This is a genomic window from Sphingobacterium composti (assembly GCF_009829075.1).
Lineage (GTDB): Bacteria > Bacteroidota > Bacteroidia > Sphingobacteriales > Sphingobacteriaceae > Sphingobacterium > Sphingobacterium composti.
The window spans coordinates 42,109-61,378 of record NZ_WUQZ01000021.1 but is presented as its reverse complement, the minus strand read 5'-3'; the positions used below and the strand labels follow the sequence as shown (position 1 = coordinate 61,378).

16 protein-coding genes and 2 pseudogenes are annotated in these 19,270 nt (G+C 34.9%); 9 read left to right on the top strand and 9 right to left on the bottom strand.

Features of this window, described 5'->3' with window-relative positions:
* Nucleotides 1-106: 106 nt before the first annotated feature.
* Entirely contained in the window at nt 107-1,015 is a 909-nt protein-coding gene (locus GOQ17_RS13035) for an IS982 family transposase (RefSeq protein ID WP_159638015.1), read from the bottom strand.
* A gap of 230 nt (nt 1,016-1,245) precedes the next feature.
* Here GOQ17_RS13035 and purH point away from each other — a divergent pair, with 230 nt between their 5' ends.
* On the top strand, nt 1,246-2,772 hold the full coding sequence (gene purH / locus GOQ17_RS13030; protein WP_159638013.1) for a bifunctional phosphoribosylaminoimidazolecarboxamide formyltransferase/IMP cyclohydrolase: 1,527 nt from the start codon (nt 1,246-1,248) through the stop codon (nt 2,770-2,772).
* 270 nt (nt 2,773-3,042) lie between these two features.
* A complete protein-coding gene (locus tag GOQ17_RS13025; RefSeq protein ID WP_159638012.1) occupies nt 3,043-3,864 on the top strand; it encodes a hypothetical protein in 822 nt (273 codons plus the stop codon).
* A gap of 441 nt (nt 3,865-4,305) precedes the next feature.
* On the opposite strand, the gene GOQ17_RS13020 is transcribed toward GOQ17_RS13025, so the two are convergent.
* Nucleotides 4,306-4,581 (bottom strand): hypothetical protein, encoded by a 276-nt coding sequence (locus tag GOQ17_RS13020; protein WP_236537149.1) that lies wholly within the window; start codon nt 4,579-4,581, stop codon nt 4,306-4,308.
* 127 nt (nt 4,582-4,708) lie between these two features.
* Between GOQ17_RS13020 and GOQ17_RS13015 the strand changes: the two genes are divergently transcribed.
* Nucleotides 4,709-5,812 carry a Gfo/Idh/MocA family protein gene (locus GOQ17_RS13015; protein WP_159638008.1) on the top strand — a complete coding sequence of 368 codons (1,104 nt, stop codon included), beginning with the start codon at nt 4,709-4,711 and terminating at the stop codon, nt 5,810-5,812.
* Between the two features lie 258 nt (nt 5,813-6,070).
* On the opposite strand, the gene GOQ17_RS13010 is transcribed toward GOQ17_RS13015, so the two are convergent.
* From GOQ17_RS13010 to recQ, 4 genes are all read right to left on the bottom strand, one after another.
* Entirely contained in the window at nt 6,071-7,387 is a 1,317-nt protein-coding gene (locus GOQ17_RS13010) for a Na+/H+ antiporter NhaC family protein (RefSeq protein WP_159638006.1), read from the bottom strand.
* Between the two features lie 218 nt (nt 7,388-7,605).
* Nucleotides 7,606-9,090 (bottom strand): alanine/glycine:cation symporter family protein, encoded by a 1,485-nt coding sequence (locus GOQ17_RS13005; RefSeq protein ID WP_159638004.1) that lies wholly within the window; start codon nt 9,088-9,090, stop codon nt 7,606-7,608.
* A gap of 200 nt (nt 9,091-9,290) precedes the next feature.
* On the bottom strand, nt 9,291-10,106 hold the full coding sequence (gene kdsA, locus GOQ17_RS13000) for a 3-deoxy-8-phosphooctulonate synthase (protein ID WP_159638002.1): 816 nt from the start codon (nt 10,104-10,106) through the stop codon (nt 9,291-9,293).
* Between the two features lie 6 nt (nt 10,107-10,112).
* Nucleotides 10,113-12,302, bottom strand: coding sequence for a DNA helicase RecQ (gene recQ / locus GOQ17_RS12995; RefSeq protein ID WP_159638000.1), 2,190 nt, complete (start codon nt 12,300-12,302; stop codon nt 10,113-10,115).
* 95 nt (nt 12,303-12,397) lie between these two features.
* On the opposite strand from recQ, the gene GOQ17_RS12990 reads away from it, so the two are divergent.
* The 6 genes from GOQ17_RS12990 to GOQ17_RS12965 all read left to right on the top strand — a co-directional run bounded on the left by GOQ17_RS12990 (nt 12,398) and on the right by GOQ17_RS12965 (nt 17,254).
* Nucleotides 12,398-13,363, top strand: coding sequence for a KpsF/GutQ family sugar-phosphate isomerase (locus GOQ17_RS12990; RefSeq protein WP_159637998.1), 966 nt, complete (start codon nt 12,398-12,400; stop codon nt 13,361-13,363).
* Between the two features lie 120 nt (nt 13,364-13,483).
* Complete coding sequence (locus GOQ17_RS12985) at nt 13,484-13,855, top strand: DUF1573 domain-containing protein (RefSeq protein ID WP_159637996.1); 372 nt, start codon at nt 13,484-13,486, stop codon at nt 13,853-13,855.
* 96 nt (nt 13,856-13,951) lie between these two features.
* Nucleotides 13,952-15,151, top strand: coding sequence for a pyridoxal phosphate-dependent aminotransferase (locus tag GOQ17_RS12980; protein WP_159637994.1), 1,200 nt, complete (start codon nt 13,952-13,954; stop codon nt 15,149-15,151).
* Between the two features lie 122 nt (nt 15,152-15,273).
* Nucleotides 15,274-16,398 carry a cyclic dehypoxanthinyl futalosine synthase gene (gene mqnC, locus GOQ17_RS12975; RefSeq protein ID WP_159637992.1) on the top strand — a complete coding sequence of 375 codons (1,125 nt, stop codon included), beginning with the start codon at nt 15,274-15,276 and terminating at the stop codon, nt 16,396-16,398.
* The gene (gene scpB / locus GOQ17_RS12970) at nt 16,399-16,959 is read left to right on the top strand and encodes an SMC-Scp complex subunit ScpB (protein ID WP_159637990.1); all 561 of its coding nucleotides are present in this window, start codon (nt 16,399-16,401) and stop codon (nt 16,957-16,959) included. It abuts the gene before it with no gap.
* A 133-nt stretch (nt 16,960-17,092) separates the two neighbouring features.
* Nucleotides 17,093-17,254, top strand: coding sequence for a hypothetical protein (locus tag GOQ17_RS12965; protein ID WP_159637988.1), 162 nt, complete (start codon nt 17,093-17,095; stop codon nt 17,252-17,254).
* A gap of 74 nt (nt 17,255-17,328) precedes the next feature.
* On the opposite strand, the pseudogene GOQ17_RS12960 reads toward GOQ17_RS12965, so the two are convergent.
* The 3 genes and pseudogenes from GOQ17_RS12960 to GOQ17_RS12950 all read right to left on the bottom strand — a co-directional run bounded on the left by GOQ17_RS12960 (nt 17,329) and on the right by GOQ17_RS12950 (nt 19,270).
* Nucleotides 17,329-17,676, bottom strand: a pseudogene (locus tag GOQ17_RS12960) (helix-turn-helix domain-containing protein).
* Nucleotides 17,657-17,821: pseudogene (locus tag GOQ17_RS12955) on the bottom strand (helix-turn-helix domain-containing protein); the annotation flags it as partial. The pseudogenes GOQ17_RS12960 and GOQ17_RS12955, both read right to left, overlap by 20 nt.
* 66 nt (nt 17,822-17,887) lie before the next feature.
* Complete coding sequence (locus GOQ17_RS12950; protein WP_159637986.1) at nt 17,888-19,270, bottom strand: Mur ligase domain-containing protein; 1,383 nt, start codon at nt 19,268-19,270, stop codon at nt 17,888-17,890.

Below are 19,270 nucleotides of genomic sequence, written 5' to 3'. Positions count from 1 at the left end.
TAACGTTTCATACTAAGGCTTTAGTTTTTATCCCTCCAGCCTATATTTACAAACAACAACATTATTTTTATAAAATTATCTTTGTTATACCAAAGGTGAGTTCGGTTTAAGCAGCAAGGAATAATTGATTTTCCTGCTGTTCAAATTGAATATTTAATGAAGGTTTTTTAGGGAAGAAAGCATAAGCGGCTAATGCTCCTAAAATATTCAATAAAAAGTTACTTACAGACCTATGTCTTGTATTTTGTAGCTTACAAATGTTTTTAAGTTCATCATTGACACATTCAATAATTGCTCGCTTTCTGAGCATTATTTTATCCGTTTGACTAAGGTTTATTCCTTTCACATTTTTTCTTGGTTTGGTCACCATTTGTACTCCGTTTCCCCATAATATATCGGCCATTGCTTTTGAAATATATCCCTTACCCCCATAGAGTTTACCAAAAATATCTTTAGTCATATCCATCATATGTTTTAGATTTCTGTCATCTACATTCCCCTTTGTGAGATAAAAAGACAATATTTCACCTTTATCATTGATGATCAGGTGCAGCTTGAAGCCATAAAACCAGCCAATGGAGCACTGACCTCGTTCTGCAGTTCCCTTAAAGACTTTGTGCTGATGTATCCTTCTATTATGACATACTTTGATATGCGTAGAATCTATAAAATTGACACCTTCACTTTTGCCAAGACAGCACATCTTTACAAACAACATAAAGGTGACGGCACACCTAGGCTGGAGTTCAACGAATCTATTGTAGGAGGTCAGTCCAGGAAAGAGATCCTTTAGATGCGGCAGTGCATAATGAACATAGAATGACTTAAGATTAGTAAATTGACCTGAATGAAAAAGAACCATCAAGCTGATTATTTCGCTATCACAAAGACCTGTTTTTCTATTGCGCTTACCCAGTTTTCTGTCTTCAATACGATTTTCTTCAAGAAGGGGTTGAATTTCTTTGCAGAAATCATCGACCTTAACAAAAATTTCTATAACTTTATCTCTTAACATAAGGCTTGATTTATATTTGCAACAATTTGATTGTCAACTAATTATACACATAAAATCAAGTCTTTTTTTGTTGAAATAATATATAAATTTCACTTTTTTCTTATCCCGAACTCACGTTAATTATACATTTTATTAAAAAATGGAACTTATTCATTTCAGCAAATAAAGTAGGTTCAGCACTATGAAATCCACACTTTAATTTTTACCTTTGCTGCTCCAAATAAAAAACAATGAATCATCCTGTTAAGATTAAAAATGCATTAGTTTCTGTCTACTACAAAGACAATCTAGCCCCACTTATTCAACTATTAAACAAGTACGGAGTTACTTTCTACTCTACAGGCGGTACGGAAGCTTTTATCCGTGACTTAGGAATTGGCGTTGAGCGCGTTGAAGATTTGACGGGCTACCCTTCTATTTTAGGTGGTCGTGTGAAAACATTACACCCAAATGTATTTGGTGGTATCCTTTCGCGTCGTCCTTTGGCAGAAGACAAACAACAAATTGACGAATATAACATTCCAGAAATCGACTTAGTTATCGTGGATTTATATCCATTCGAAGAAACTGTTGCTTCTGGTGCTTCAGAGCAGGATATTATTGAGAAAATCGACATTGGTGGTATTTCATTAATCCGTGCAGCAGCTAAAAACTTCAACGATGTAGTTATCATTTCTTCGAAAAACGACTATACAGAATTAGAAGAAATCTTAGCAGCACAAGAAGGTGCTACTTCATTGGAACAACGTAAGTCATTTGCAAAACGTGCTTTCAATACATCTTCGCACTACGATACAGCAATCTTCAATTACTTCAACCAAGAAGAGCCAATCGAAGTTTTCAAACAATCTGAGCAAAAAGCACAGGTATTGCGTTACGGCGAAAACCCACACCAAAAAGGAGTTTTCTTCGGTGATTTGGACGCAATGTTTGACAAATTGAATGGTAAAGAATTATCATACAACAACTTGGTAGACGTAGATGCGGCAGTAGCTATTATCGACGAATTCCAAGAGCCTACTTTTGCAATCTTAAAACATACAAACGCTTGTGGTGTTGCTTCGCGCGAAACTGTAAAACAAGCATGGATAGATGCTTTAGCATGTGACCCAGTTTCTGCTTTCGGTGGAGTATTAATCACTAACCGTGAAGTAGACGGCGAAACAGCTACTGAAATCAACAAATTGTTCTTCGAGGTGTTAATCGCTCCTTCATATTCGGAAGAAGCGGTAGCTATCTTGACAGAAAAGAAAAACAGAATCATTTTACGTCGTAAAGAAGTGAAATTGCCTACAGAGCAATTCAAAACTTTATTGAACGGCGTCATCTTACAAGATAAAGACAACACGGTAGAAGGTCCTCAGCAAATGACTACAGTAACGAAAGTTGCACCTACTGCAGCACAATTAGAAGACTTGTACTTCGCAAACAAAATCGTGAAACATACAAAATCTAACACAATTGTATTTGCGAAAAACGGTACATTAATCGCTTCAGGTGTGGGACAAACTTCACGTGTAGATGCATTGAAACAAGCTATAGAAAAAGCAAAAGCTTTCGGTTTTGACTTAGTAGGTTCTTCTATGGCATCAGATGCGTTCTTCCCATTCCCGGACTGTGTAGAAATCGCTGGTAACAACGGAATAGCTGCCGTATTGCAACCAGGCGGTTCGATCAAAGATAAATTGTCTATCGAAATGGCTGACGAAAAAGGTCTTGCCATGGTTACGACGGGTGTTCGTCACTTCAAACACTAATCTTAGTTTTACTAGTATATAGAAAAGCTCAATCGCAAGATTGGGCTTTTTTGTTTTTATTGATTATTGAGATATTTTGTATATTGGATTTTGAAACCAATTATCATACTTATATAATAAACATATGGATACATCCTTACTTTTAACCATAATCGGATTAGTTGCAACATTTGTTTTTGGTTTTCTAAGCATAAATTTATTTAAAAAAAGCGATACCCTGGCAGAATAACATTTCTCAAACAATCAAGTATTAGTTTATTTAATAGTATTGTGAAAAATTTCAATGAGATTGCCATTTTATTTGAAAACAAACCAATTAAAGATAATTTGATTTATATTAAAGGATGTTTTATTAATGATGGAGAAATTGATATAGAAGGCGAAAAAATTGAAAGACCAATTAATATATCAATACCCGAAAATTATAATTGGATTAATTGCAAAATTACCGGTACCTCACCAGACTTAAAATGCAGTTATGAAATTAAAGATTCAAAAAACTTACAATTTGATTTTGGATTATTTAGAAAAAATGAATTTTATCAAATAGAAGCAATAATTGAAGCAACTGAAGAAATAGAAAAACACAATAATATTTTTGATGAACTGAAATTCACACATAGGATTTCTCAAACTCAAAAAATATTTGTGACAAACTTACTTTCTGAGAATGAAATAAAAAGAAAAAAAGGTAAAATTAAAAGTAACTTATGGGTAACGGGTCTTCAGATGTTAATTCCAACTATACTATCAATTGTTTTTTTTGTTTTTTTAAAATCCGCTGAATTACATTATAGAGAAGTCGGAAATAATAATGAAATTACGGAATATAAAGTTACTCCAAAAAGAGATAATACTATAAAGCTTGAAAACACTGCAACAGGAAAAGAAAAAAACATTTCTATTTTTGAGTTGCAAGACAAGAATAAATATACACCATTTATTCCCTCAAAGACTATTTTACAACGAATTCTTGAAGGATGGTATATATTTGTATTCTGGATTATATTGGTAATTTTTTCAATTGGATTTGATTATTGGGAACTGAGAAAAAGTAACAAGATTTATGACATTCTAAAAAATAGTGTATAAATTATTAAAAAAAGTTATACTATATACAAAAGCAGCCAGATTCATATGATTTGTTCTTCAAACAAATAATAAAACAGCATAACTAAAGGGATACAGCAATAAAAAGAAATAAGCTAATAAGGGAACTTTGAACATAAAACTAGACGTTTAATTTAAAAGGCACGACATTCAATTTAAAAGGCTCAACATTCAATCTAAAAGACTCGCCGTTGAACCTAAAAGGTAGAACATCCTAGCTAAAATGTAGAACATTGAACCTAAAAGATAGAACGTCGAACCTAAAATATAGAAAATCCTACCTCAAAGCTTGAACATCCCACCTCAAGGCTTGAACGCCGAACCAAATTAATATTTTAGGAAAATCAAGAAATGCTCCTTCCTGCTAAAGACAATATAAATGAATAAAAATAATTGCCCAGCTGGCATATGGACTTAAAATCTCTACACAAAAACACCAAAAGCTTGTTGTACAGAATTAGCTAATTCCTCCACAGGTATAGATGGTTCTGGACCATCTGTTGTCTTCCAAGTTCTGGATGTGGGGTCAAATTGTAATTTGTATTGCACTAGGGTATTTTCCGTCACTGTGAAATGATGCGTTGTCGGGTCATACTGCACTTCAAATAAGGTTGTTTCTCCGTTTATTTCTTTTGAAAATTGTCTATTAAAAAGGTGGTTCATGTTGTGCTCTAATTTTTCAGTAAGTTCTAATGTCACTAATTTAAACGAATAATCCCTCTTATTGTTTTACAATTTGAGCTTCATGGAATAAAAATATCTAAGATAATTTTGCTATTTTAGGTTCAGTCAAGAACAATTACCATTATAAACTTCGTATACCATCATGCTTAGACTATCTGTCATCCTTATACTTATCATATCTACTTTTACTTCGTTGAAAGCACAACAATCACCTATTCGTTATGCCATAGTAGGCTTGACACATTCGCACGTACATTGGATTTTGGGTAATTTAAAGACAGATGCGTATGAAGTTGTCGCTATTGTAGAACCCAACAAAGCATTGGCGGACAGATTTGCGAAGCAATACAAATTTCCTTTGGAAATGGTGTATGAGACAATGGACGAGATGATTCAGTCCAAATCTCCACAAGCGGTATTAGCCTTTGGAACGGTTTACGAACATTTGGAAGTCGTAGAAAAATGTGCGCCAAAAGGGATTCATGTGATGGTCGAAAAACCTTTGGCAGTAAGTTTGGCTCATGCCAAAAAGATGGAAGCGTTAGCGAAGAAAAACAACATTCATTTACTAACAAATTACGAAACGACTTGGTATCCGACCATGCATAAGACCTATGAATTCCTGAAAGCAAATAAAATCGGAGAATTGAAAAAAGTAATCATTCGTGATGGACATAAAGGACCAGCAAAAATTAATTTAGACCCAGAGTTTTTCGAATGGCTCACTGACCCCGTACAAAATGGTGGCGGCGCAATTACAGACTTTGGATGTTATGGTGCTAATCTGATGACTTGGTTTATGGATGGCAAAAAACCGGTATCTGTTACAGCAGTTACCCAACAATTGCAAAAAGAAAACAATCCCAAAGTTGATGATGATGCCACGATAATTCTGACTTATGAAAATAGCAATGCCGTACTTCAACCCTCTTGGAATTGGACTATTGGTCGCAAGGATTTAGAAATGTATGGCCTCAATGGCGTAATATACGCAGATAACAGCCGACATTTACGCATTAAAAAGTCAGAAGGTTATGATGGTTTCAAAGAAGAAAAAATGGATTTAAAAACATTGGAAAAACCATTTAATGACCCTTTCTACTTTTTTGCTGCTGTCATCAACAATGAAGTCAAGCTAAACCCCTATGATTTGTCCTCGTTAGAAAATAATATGATTACAATGAAAATCTTAGATGCCGCAATTCGTAGTGCTAAAAGCGGAAAATCGGTGACTTTGAAGCAGTAGCTGTAGTCTTCCTAACATGTATCAAATAAGAGAACTGTCCATTGTTATGCTTGAATGTCACCTTAGTGAGTTGCCAATTGTAGGAATGTCGAAACGTTGTGGCAACTCGGTACAGCGACGAGTTTATCTTCGATGAGCTCACTATGTTTCGGTTTTGGTTACTTTTTGCCGAAAACCACGAAGTGCTCATTCATACTAAAAAACAACTCGAATGAATAAAAGCAACTGCCTGCCCGGCATGAAGGCACTTATATAACCCTATCTCTTACTAAACACAATAAATCCTAATGTCGCTACCCCTGTCAAGAACGGATAATACAGATACGAAATAAGTTCTAGAGGAGAAATATTAGGTTGAGCAGTTTCTGCTAAGACGATAGACGAAGCAGCAAGAGCTGCTAATATTTGTGCGCCATAAGGCAATATACCTTGTACAAAACAAGACACCGTATCTAAGATGCTGGCAACACGTTTTGGGACTAATTCAAATTTGTCCGATATTTCCTTTGCTAAAGGACCAACAATTACTATCGTAATCGTATTATTTGCTAAAGCAAAGTTCACCAATGCTGTTAATGAGGCGATACCAAATTCTGCTCCACGTTTGGTTTTAATATTTTTCAACACAGAATTAAGCAAAAAGTCAATTCCTCCATTATAACGGATTATGCCAACTACACCACCAATTATCAAACACAGCAAACTCAATTCAAACATACCCGCAAATCCAGCATTGACACTCTGTATAGATTCCAATAGCGTAATGGAATTTGTCAAAAGACCAATGAACAAAGTAGTAACAATTCCAATTCCTAATGTCCAAATCACTTGCACACCCAATAAGGCAAGTGTAAAGACGAGTATATACGGCAATACTTTGATGAATTCAAAATCCCCAACTGCTACGTCTCCGACATTTTCTGCGAAAGCAGCTCCTTGGAAATAATAAATTATAACTACTAAAATAGCGACAGGCAAAACGATTCTAAAGTTCATCTTAAACTTGTCACGCATGCTTACATCTTGAGTTCTTGTAGCAGCAATGGTGGTATCAGAAATGAAGGATAAATTATCTCCAAACATGGCTCCTCCTACGACTGCAGCCAAAGCAATCACAGTTATCCCAGGAATATAGGTTTCGAAGCCCACCGCAAATGGTGCTAGGGCTACAATAGTTCCCACAGATGTTCCCATCGAAATAGAAACAAAACAAGCTATCATAAAGATTCCAGAAAGGATAAATTGGGGAGAAATATAAGTCATTGCAAAGTTCACGGTAGAAGTCAATGCTCCTATTGATTTCGACAACTCACTGAAAGCACCAGCCAATAAAAATATAAGAATCATAATCAGGATATTCTGGTCTCCAGAGCCATTCGCAAAACTCATTAACTTTTCTTCGAAACTTTTCTTCGGATATTGAAAAAAAGCAACAAATAGGGAAATTACAAACACCACCAAAACTGGTAGTGCATAAAAATCTCCTAAATACAATGAGCCAGAAAAATAAATGAAAACAAAAATGATCAAGGGTAGTAACGCCCAAAAGTTACCTGTACTATTTTTCTGACTCATATATATTCTTTTATTTTAACTTACTAACCTACTGTTCGGAATAAGAAAATTCAAATTGTTGTATGCCCATTGTTTCACAGCAGATGTCGCCTTAGCGAGTTGCCAAATGCAGGAATGCCAAAACTTTGTGGCAACTCGGTACAGTGACGAGTTTTGCCTACTTTTACGGTCAAAAGTAGGATGCCAGCCCGGCAAAGAGGGCTATTAAATAATTAACTTTATTTATTCTCTTCCCAAAAATCAGCATTTTTGATTCCTAATTTTTTAGGCTCAAAAGTTGGGTCTTCGACACCTTGCTTACGTTGCGTCACATAATCCTTCCACACCTTCATTCCTATTTTGCTCAGCAACAAGATTGCAATTATATTAACCCATGCCATCAAACCAACCCCAATATCGCCTAAATCCCATGCTTGTTTAGCGGTCTTAATAGTTCCATAATAAACTGAAAACAAGAATACAATACGTAATACCCAAATAACCAATTGATTTTTTTTGCCTTTGAAAATATATGCTACGTTAGTTTCAGCAAAATAATAATAAGCCATAATCGTAGTGAACGCAAAAAAGAATAATGCAATAGCGACAAATTGATTACCTATAGCAGGAAAATGATGCGCTACTGCGGCTTGTGTAAAACCTTCTACACTCACATTTGGAACATGATTTACCAAGAAACTAGTAGCCTCACCTTTTGCATTAAATTCAGATACAACATTAAACTGATCCGTAAACAAAATCATCAAAGCTGTAGCTGTACAAACAAATAATGTATCCACATAAACCGAAAATGCTTGCACTAATCCTTGTTGAGCTGGGTGATTCACTTGTGCGGCAGCGGCTGCGTGTGGTCCAGTACCTTGTCCAGCCTCATTTGAATAAATACCTCTTTTGACTCCCCAAGCAATTGCTGTCCCAACAATCCCTCCAAATGTAGAATGCATACTAAATGCAGATGAAAATATCATGGAAAACACATCAGGTATATGGGTAATATTCAGTCCAATAATAATAAGTGCCATCAGAATATACGCCCCAGCCATAAAAGGAACAATAAATTCTGATACTTGCCCCAAACGTTTTACGCCACCAATTATAATGACTGATAACAATGCTATAATAGCTAACCCTACATAACTAATCGTCCAATCCGTACCTGCGAAATGCACAACGTCATTTGAATAGCTAAATGCATTTGTGATAGTGCCATTGATAGCATTACTTTGAACACCAGGAAGTAAAAAACCCGTACTTACGACCGTAATAATAGCAAATAACAAGGCGTACCATTTAACCCCTAAACCTTTCTCTATATAAAAAGCAGGACCACCCCTAAAATTATTGCCTTCCTTTTGCTTATAAACTTGGGCTAAGGTTGACTCAATAAAAGCCGAAGAGGAACCAAGAAATGCAATTACCCACATCCAAAATACAGCTCCTGGACCACCCATATAGATTGCTGTGGCTACGCCAACTATATTACCAGTACCGACACGTCCTGAAATTGCTAATGCAAAAGCTTGAAAGGACGAGATGCCACTATTGGATTTATTTTTTGCAAAAAGCAATCGCAACATGTCTTTCAAATATCTGACTTGTAGAAAGCCAGTTCGAATCGAAAAGTACAATCCTGTGCCTAAGCATAAGTATATAAAAAAATCACTCCAAACATAACTAGATATCGTTGATATCAATTTTTCCATAAAAAAGGTCTTAATAACTATTTATAATGTATAAATAACGTGTTTTTTAAATAAAAAAAGAAGATATTTATCAAAAACAAGTCCCAAATCCCAGTCTTTTGCTATACTAAATAATAGACGGGCAAAAATAAGAATTCAATGCAGTAAAAGAAGAAAGGAGCTGCAATTTAACTTTGCAACTCCTTCCTCTATAATTGTCCTTAAAGAATAGCTTGACGAATGCGCGTCAGCTTGATTAATAACTCTTCTAATAAATCTAAATGCAACATATTCGCTCCATCAGATTTTGCATTCGCTGGGTCAGGATGTGTTTCGATGAATAAGCCATCAGCACCAACAGCAATAGCTGCTTTAGCGATAGTTTCAATTAATTCTGGTTTACCACCTGTTACACCCGAAGTTTGATTCGGCTGTTGTAAGGAGTGAGTACAATCCATTACAGTAGGTACGTCAAACGAACGCATTGTTGGCAAACCTCTAAAATCTACAATCAAATCTTGGTAGCCAAAAGTATTTCCTCTATCCGTCAAAAACACTTTATCATTTCCAGAGTCTTTCACTTTATCGACTGCGAATTTCATTGATTCAGCGGACAAAAACTGTCCTTTTTTAATGTTCACCACTTTGCCTGTATTAGCAGCAGCTACTAGCAATTCTGTTTGACGACACAAGAATGCTGGAATTTGCAACACATCCACATAAGTAGCAGCCATAGCAGCCTCATGACTTTCGTGAATATCAGTAACCGTCGGTACTCCAAACTCTTTACCTACTTTTTCCAAAATTTTAAGTGCCTTTTCATCACCAATTCCGGTAAAAGAATCTACACGAGAGCGATTGGCTTTACGATAAGAACCTTTGAAAATATAAGGGATATTTAATTTATCCGTAATCGTCACAATTTTCTCTGCTATTCGTAATGCTATTTCTTCACCTTCAATAGCACATGGACCTGCCATCAAAAAGAATTGTTCGGATGAACCATTCTTTATACCAGGTAAATATTTCTGTATCATTTTTTGTTAATTTCCTAATTCTGATAAAAATTTAATACGCATTAACTGTATATCTTCATACGTATAATCTTCTTCTCCCAATTCTGCTAATGCATTTTTGATAGAATCTTCCTCTGCCGCTCTAAAATATTCAAACACCTCATCTTGTCTATCTTGGTCAATCATTTCGTCAACGAAATATCCTATATTAAGTTTCGTGCCGGAATAAACAATAGATTCCACCTCTTTCAACAAGTCCTCGTAACTAATTCCTTTAGAACCAGCTATATCATCTAGACCTATTTTTCTATCTATATTTTGAATAATACTGACTTTGAGTGCCGATTTATTTGCGGTACTTTTTACCACTAAATCTTGTGCTCTTTCAATATTATTTTCTTCGACATATTTTTTAATCAATTCTACGAATGGTGCACCAAATTTCAAAGCCTTACCCGCACCTACGCCATGGATTTGTTTTAACTCCTCGATACTCACTGGATAATGTGTACACATCTCATCCAAGGAAGGATCTTGGAAAATTACAAAAGGAGGTAATGATTTTTGCTTTGCAATTTTCTTACGCAAATCTTTAAGCATTTTCAATAACTCGGCATCCAATGCACCCGAACTTTGAGCAGCTTCATCGCCATCCTCGTCATCCGCCAATTCAATTTCTTTATTCAAAATGAATTTCAGACTATATGGATTGGTTAAATACTTTCTTCCTTCATTTGTTAATACTAACAAACCGTAGTGATCTATGTCTTTCTTCACAAAATCAGCAAGTTCGGCTTGTCTAATTAAAGAATTCCAGTAGTTAACACCTTTATCTTTTCCATAACCAAATAAAGCATGTTCATCGTGCTTATAAGCAGAGACTGGTTGATTATTTTGTCCGATAAAGACATTGATGATATGCTGATCGTCAAATCGATCACCTTCTTCTTTAATAAAATTTAAGACTTTTACTAAATCTTCTTCCGCATCAAAATATGTTTTTTGTGCGCGACAGTTATCACACATATTGCTACAACCTGTCTCATCAAACTTCTCACCAAAATAGTGTAAAATTTGTTTACGACGACATACAGATGACTCCGAATAATCGATAACTTCTTTTAATATTTGTGTACCTATTTCTCTTTCCGAAACAGGTTTATCTTTCATAAATTTAATAAGCTTGTCGACGTCCTTTTTAGAATAAAACGACAAGCAATACCCCTCTCCTCCATCACGTCCTGCACGACCAGTCTCTTGATAATACCCTTCCATTGACTTCGGAATATCGTGGTGAATAACATAACGAACATCAGGTTTGTCAATCCCCATACCGAAGGCAATAGTCGCTACAATGACTTGCACGTCTTCCATCAAGAATTTATCTTGTGTATCCGCTCTCGTCTTGGCATCCAATCCAGCATGATAAGGCAATGCTTTGATCCCATTTATGTTTAGTACTTCTGAAATTTCTTCTACTTTTTTACGACTCAAACAATAGATAATCCCAGTTTTACCTGCATTATTGCGAATAAACTTAACGATTTCTTTAACTACATTCTTTTTCGGTCTTACTTCATAAAATAAGTTTGAACGATTAAATGAAGATTTGAATAAAGTAGCATCTGTCATTTGCAAGTTTTTGCGAATATCAGATTGTACTTTAGGCGTAGCCGTAGCTGTAAGCGCAATTATTGGAATATTTGTTCCTATTTCGTTAAGAATAGTTCTGATTTTGCGGTACTCTGGTCTAAAATCATGTCCCCACTCTGAGATACAGTGTGCCTCATCAACCGCTACAAAAGATACTTTTATCGATTGAAGAAAAGCAATATTATCTTCTTTCGTCAAAGATTCTGGTGCAACGTACAATAATTTCGTTTGCCCCGAAGTTACATCAGCTTTCACACGAGTGATTTCTCCCTTTGTAAGAGACGAATTCAAGAAATGTGCAATACTGTCCCTTCCGCCAAAAGCGCGCAGTTGATCCACTTGATTTTTCATCAAAGCGATGAGGGGCGAGATTACAATAGCTGTTCCTCCACTCATCAAAGCAGGAAGCTGGTAGCAAATAGATTTGCCCCCGCCTGTCGGCATTATAACAAAAGTATCTTTTTTATTGAGAATGTTAGTGATTATTGCTTCTTGATCTCCCTTAAATGCATCAAAACCAAAGAATTCCTGAAGATTATCGTACAATGATTTTTCTATTTCCATCAGCGCCATTACAAAAATATAAGTAGACTATTGACCATCTAAAAATTAAATACTTTATTTTTGTCAATTAAAGAATAAAAATAAGGAGATTTTCCGTGAAAAGCAATTCAGAAATAAAAAAAGAGGCGATTGAGGTACTGCAACTGGAAGCAAAGGCACTAGAAGCGTTGACCAATAAAATAACAGATGACTTTGCTGAAGTTGTCAATATTATCTTGAATTTAAAAGGCAGAGTAATTGTATCAGGAATTGGAAAAAGTGCAATAATTGCACAAAAAATTGTAGCGACCTTAAACTCAACGGGTACGCCATCTATTTTTATGCATGCAGCAGATGCTATTCATGGTGACTTAGGGATTATACAAGAAGATGACTTGGTAATCGTCATCTCCAAATCGGGGAATACTCCCGAAATAAAAGTGTTAATTCCATTCTTAAAACAAGCTAAAAATAAATTAGTAGGTATAGTCGGAAATCTAAACTCTTTCTTAGCACAGCAAGCAGATTATGTACTTGATACCACTGTAGAACGCGAAGCTTGTCCAAATAACTTAGCTCCAACAACCAGCACTACTGCACAACTTGCTATGGGCGATGCTCTTGCTGTATGCTTACAAACATTAAGACAATTTACTGACCGTGATTTTGCAAAATATCACCCTGGAGGTGCATTAGGCAAACAACTATATCTTAAAGTTGCAGATCTATCAGCTAATAATGGTAAACCTTTAGTTTTGTCTACAGATAATATTCGCAGTACAATTATTACGATCACAAAGTACAGATTAGGAGCAACTGTCGTAACAGAAAATGACAAAATTATCGGAATAATTACAGATGGTGATATTCGCCGCATGCTTGAAAATCATCAAGATACGTCCAAACTAACAGCTAAAGACATCATGAGTGCGAGTCCAAAGCAAATTGATGAAACAGAATTAGCTATAAATGCGTTTCAAAAAATGAAAGACAATAACATTTCACAATTGGTAGTAACTGCAAATGGTGACTATGCTGGAATCATTCATATTCAAGATTTGTTAAAAGAGGGAATAATCTAACATCATGTAAAAATATTGTTGTTAAACGCCAATAAAACTGCCAGAGTTTTATTTTGGCAAAATAATTGAGTAAACTTGATTATTAAACAGAAACAGACAGTAAAGGTAAAGAGAGAAAAAATGAAAAAAATTTTAAGTATAGCGACTGCAGTTATTGCATTTATTACATTAACAGCAATGGTGCAAGTAGGAGAGTTTAAGTTTGAAACTGAATCGCATGATTTTGGAACTATTGCTTACAATAAGCCTGCTTCTTATGAATTTACGTTTACAAATGCAGGTAAATCGCCAATCATTATTTCAGAAGTTGCACCTTCTTGTGGTTGTTCGGTAGCTGATTTTTCAAAAACACCTGTCAAACCTGGTGATTCAGGAAAAATCAAAGTAACGTACAATGCTGCTGCAAAAGGCCCTTTCACAAAATCTTTTATTGTGAAATCAAACACGAAGACACCAGTGAAAACTTTGACAATCAAAGGTAATGTAGAATAATTTATACATATACGAGAATACAGATGCCCTATCAAAAATCATTTGATAGGGCTTTTTATTTCAACTATATTTGTTCCGAAATAATAACTCTATAATATGCCAAAAATTTCGCAAAAAGGCATCGAAATGCCTGCATCACCTATTAGAAAATTGACTCCATTCGCTGATCAAGCAAAAAAAGATGGAAAAAAAATATACCATCTAAACATTGGCCAACCAGACATTGAAACACCTGAAATCATGCTTAATGCATTAAAAAACATTGATTTCAAAGTATGGGCTTATACGCCTTCAGAAGGTACAGCCTCATACCGCGCCAAATTAGCAGCGTACTATAATAAAATTAACTACAATATTACTCCAACAGACATATTAGTAACTAATGGCGGATCAGAAGCCATTACCATTGCTATGCAAGCATGTCTTAACCCAGGAGAAGAAGTTATTATTCCAGAACCATTCTACGCCAATTACAATGGCTTTGCTTGTTCTTCTGACATCGTCGTAAAGCCTATCATGTCCTATATCGACAATGGATTCGCTTTACCTTCTATAGCTGATTTTGAAAAGGTAATCACAGACAAAACAAGAGCAATAGCGATTTGCAACCCTAACAATCCTACAGGTTATTTATATTCTCGTGAAGAAATGGAAGCTTTAAAGGAGTTATGTTTGAAATATGATTTGTTCTTATTTTCTGATGAAGCGTATCGTGAATTTTGCTATGATGGAAAAGATTTTATTTCTCCGATGCATTTAGAAGGATTAGAAAATCATGTAGTTGTTTTCGATACAGTTTCTAAACGTTATTCTGCTTGTGGAGCTCGTATTGGTTGTTTGATAACTAAAAACAAAGAACTGTATCAAACAGTTTTAAAATTTGCACAAGCACGCTTATCACCTTCACTCGAAGGTCAGATCGCAGGTGAAGCTGCTGTGGATACTCCAGATTCTTATTTTGAAGCCGTTTCTAAAGAATACACTGCGAGACGCGACACACTTGTAAGTGGATTAAACGCTATTGAAGGTGTGTTTTGCCCTAATCCAGGAGGTGCTTTTTATGTAGTAGCTAAATTACCTATTGACAATGCAGACAAATTCTGCCAGTGGATACTAGAATCCTTCTCTTATGAGAATGAAACTGTAATGATGGCTCCAGCTACAGGATTTTATAGTACACCAGGAGCAGGAACAAACGAGGTCCGTTTAGCGTATGTACTTAACCAAGATGATTTGAAAAAAGCAATCATTTGTCTAGAGAAAGCACTGGAAGTTTATCCAGGAAGAACAGTATAACACCATTAATCCCAAATAAAAAAAAGAGGCATAAAAGCCTCTTTTTTCGTTAAAAAGCACTAAAACACAATTCAATTTTTATTGCTTTTACTTGATAAAAATCATATGTATCTTTGCTTATAATGAATGTAGATAATTTACTTGAGAGAGCATTGAACTTTGAGTTTTTGACCAAAGAGGAAGGTATTTTTTTATATCACAATGCATCTACGACGGATTTAGCCTATGTGGCAAACGAACTTCGAAAAATTCAAGTTCCTCATGGAAAAGTTACTTGGCAAATCGATAGAAATGTCAATACAACGAATGTCTGTATCGCTAACTGCAAGTTTTGTAACTTCTTCCGTCGACCTGGTCACGAAGAAAGCTATATCACCGATATTGAAACGTACAAACAAAAAATCGAAGAAACTTTCAAATACGGAGGTGATCAGTTGCTGTTGCAAGGCGGCCACCATCCTGATTTAGGCTTAGAATTTTATGCAAATTTATTCCGTCAATTAAAAGAACTTTATCCTATCCTCAAACTACATTCATTAGGCCCTCCTGAAATTGCACATATAGCAAAATTAGAGGGAATGTCACACATTGACGTTTTGACAAAATTAAAAGAAGCAGGATTAGATTCTTTACCTGGTGCTGGTGCAGAAATATTAAATGACCGTGTCAGACGTCTAATATCAAAAGGTAAATGCGGTGGTCAAGAATGGCTTGATGTCATGCGTGCTGCGCACAAAATTAACCTTCCTACTTCAGCAACAATGATGTTTGGACATATTGAAACGATTGAAGAGCGATTCGAGCATTTGGTTTGGATTAGGGAAGTTCAGGCCGAGAAGCCAGCAAATCATTATGGTTTTGTGGCATTTATCCCTTGGCCTTTTCAAGATGATGGCACATTATTAAAACGTCTTCGCGGAATCTCTAATAATGTAACTGGTGATGAATATATACGTATGATTGCTTTGAGTCGTATTATGCTCCCTAACATCAAAAATATACAAGCTTCTTGGTTGACAGTCGGTAAATCCGTTGCACAATTATGCTTACATAGTGGAGCCAATGACTTTGGTTCTATCATGATCGAAGAAAACGTCGTATCCGCTGCAGGTGCACCACATCGCTTTACTTCCAAATCTATTCAAGATGCGATAAAAGATGCAGGGTTTGAGCCACAACTACGTACCCAAAAATACGATTTTAGAGAATTACCAGACTCGATGGTTGAACAAGTAATTAATTACTAAGTGAAAGACATCTTACTCAATATTGAAGCACTAATTTTCGCATCAGAAGACGGGCTTTCAGCTAACGAAATCAAGCACATCTTACAAGATGGATTAATGATCACGATTAATAAAGATGAAGTCTTATCTTTTATTGACCAAATCAAGATAAAATATGAAGGCGAAGATCAGGTTTTCTCTTTAAAGACCTTTAATAATAAATATCTGTTTCTTACCAAAGAAAACTATCACGATGTAATCAATCAAATGCAAGCACATCGTGACCGTAAGAAGTTGAGTCAATCTGGATTAGAGACTTTAGCTATTATCGCCTACAGACAGCCTATTACAAAACTAGAAGTAGAGCAAATTAGAGGTGTTAATTGTGACTATTCAATACAAAGACTTTTAGAAAAAGATCTTATTAAAATTGTGGGGAAAGCAGAAAGCATAGGAAAACCATTGTTATATGCGACTAGTGAAACCTTTATGAATCACTTTGGCATAAACTCTGTAAAGGACTTGCCACAACTAAAAGACATCATAAACGAAGAAAATAGTATAGGTGAAATCATAGAATAATTTTTCATTATTCAACATATTTTTTAAAATTAAACAACTGTAAATCAGTAAAATATTTTTAAAATAAAATTTTTAGTTTAAGTTTTCTTGTATAATTTTACGCTATAATAATCAACAGAAAGTAAGTATTGCTATGATGAACGAAACTATCGAAAAGTTGGAAATTGATGAGAATTTAATCAATTTCAACGGGCCTGAAGATGATGAAGATGATTTCGATGAAGATGATTTTAACATTGACATCGATACTATTGGAGGATTCGATGACCTTGATGACGACGATGATGATTTCTAGTAAATAGAAAACCAGTAATAGTCTAGCCAAAAAATAAGGGCAATTTTAATATTAAAATTGCCCTTATTAAGTAATTATTTTTTGTGCAATTGCTCGTAAAGATCAATCACCTTCTTTTGCAAGTCGATAACTTCTGCCTCACGAGTTTGCAGTCTTTGATTCAATTCGTTAATCTCTTCAAACTTCTCTTTCTCTTCATTTGCATCTGAAGTAGACAACNTTTCTCTTCATTTGCATCTGAAGTAGACAACAATTGAACTAATGATAAATTGAAAAGTTTAGCAATTTGATTTAATCTTGAAAGATTAACATCTGTAATGCCTGTTTCAATTTTTGAAAACGCAGGAATAGAAATATCCAAGCGTTTTGCTACATCTTACTTGACTCCATCCCTTTTGGTNTGAAAAGTTTAGCAATTTGATTTAATCTTGAAAGATTAACATCTGTAATGCCTGTTTCAATTTTTGAAAACGCAGGAATAGAAATATCCAAGCGTTTTGCTACATCTTCTTGACTCCATCCCTTTTGGTGTCTTAATAATCTAATTTTTTTCCCTAAAGTATTCATTTGGTAAATGTTTTTATTATTTAACGCGCAAGTTAAAAATAATTTATTAATTTAAAAACTATCTAATCAAAATTTTTTGACTTCTTTAGACAAAAATTTATCCGCATAACTTAACACATTTACACCTGCATTATTATCCGAACTCATAAATAACAAATTAAAGCCCTGACTTTCAAAATTTTCTAAAAACATATTCAGTTCAGTCGCATTGGTAATCACTTTCATATGACTATGGTTAAATGTGGAAATTACCGTATTTATCACATTGCTTAAAACTATATTTTTTTCTTTTATACTATTTTTATTTACATAAACAATAGCAACGTCAGATTCGCTCATACTGTTGCGATAATACTCTAATTTGTTGTTATTCAATATATCGTATGGGGTTAGCTCTATTATAGTAAGTAACTTTTGATTTGAGAACTGTTCTTTTACAGCATGAATACTCGAGATAAGCTTAGCAGGTGTATGGGCAAAGTCTTGATAAACAACAGAGCCTGCTTCACTTTTTACAAATTCTAAATATCTAATAGAACTCTTAAAGGAAGATATGCTCTCATAAAAATCAACTCTTTTTATACCCAGCCACTCACAAACCGTATATGCACCTGCAATATTTGATAGATTTTGCTTCCCAATTATATGCAGGGGAATATGCGCATCTCCAACTTCGATATATGTGATTCCTTTATTAATTGTATAAATAGGCATTTTGTAGCCATGCCTATTTATTTTGCAATCTTTGGTATCTCCTACTATCTTTACGACGTTTGCGTCTTCTTTATTGTATACTAAAGTTCCTTTCTGCTCTATCGTATCTATAAACTCTTTAAACTGTTGAAAATAAACAACTTCAGACACCTCAGTCTTAAATTCATCCCAAACGACATTGCTTATTAAAGCGATATTCGGGTGATAGTAATGGAATTTAGAGTGATCATCGATGGATGAAGCATAATATTCATCACCTTCAATCAGAATTATCGGTGCCGAAGACGATAATTTGATTAATGATTCAAATCCTTCTAATTGCGCCCCTATCACATAATCAAAATCCTTTCCCAGTTTCTTTAGCACATGCATAATCATACTAACAATAGTAGTCTTGCCAAATGTGCCTGCTATAACGACACGAATCTTTTCTTTTGATTGTTCGTAAATGAATTCTGGGAATGAATAAATTTTAATTCCGAGCTCTTGAGCTTTTATTAATTCTGGATTATCAGCCTCTGCATGTTTTCCTAAAATTATAGCATCCAATTCTTCTGTAATACTGTCTGTATTCCAACCAATTTGGTTAGGATACAAACCCGCTTCCTTAAGATTCGATTTAGAAGGCTCTACTATCTGATCATCAGATCCAGTAATTTGATGTCCTAATCTTGCTAAACTAATGGCAAGATTATGCATTACGCTACCTCCTATTGCTATAAAGTGAATACGCAT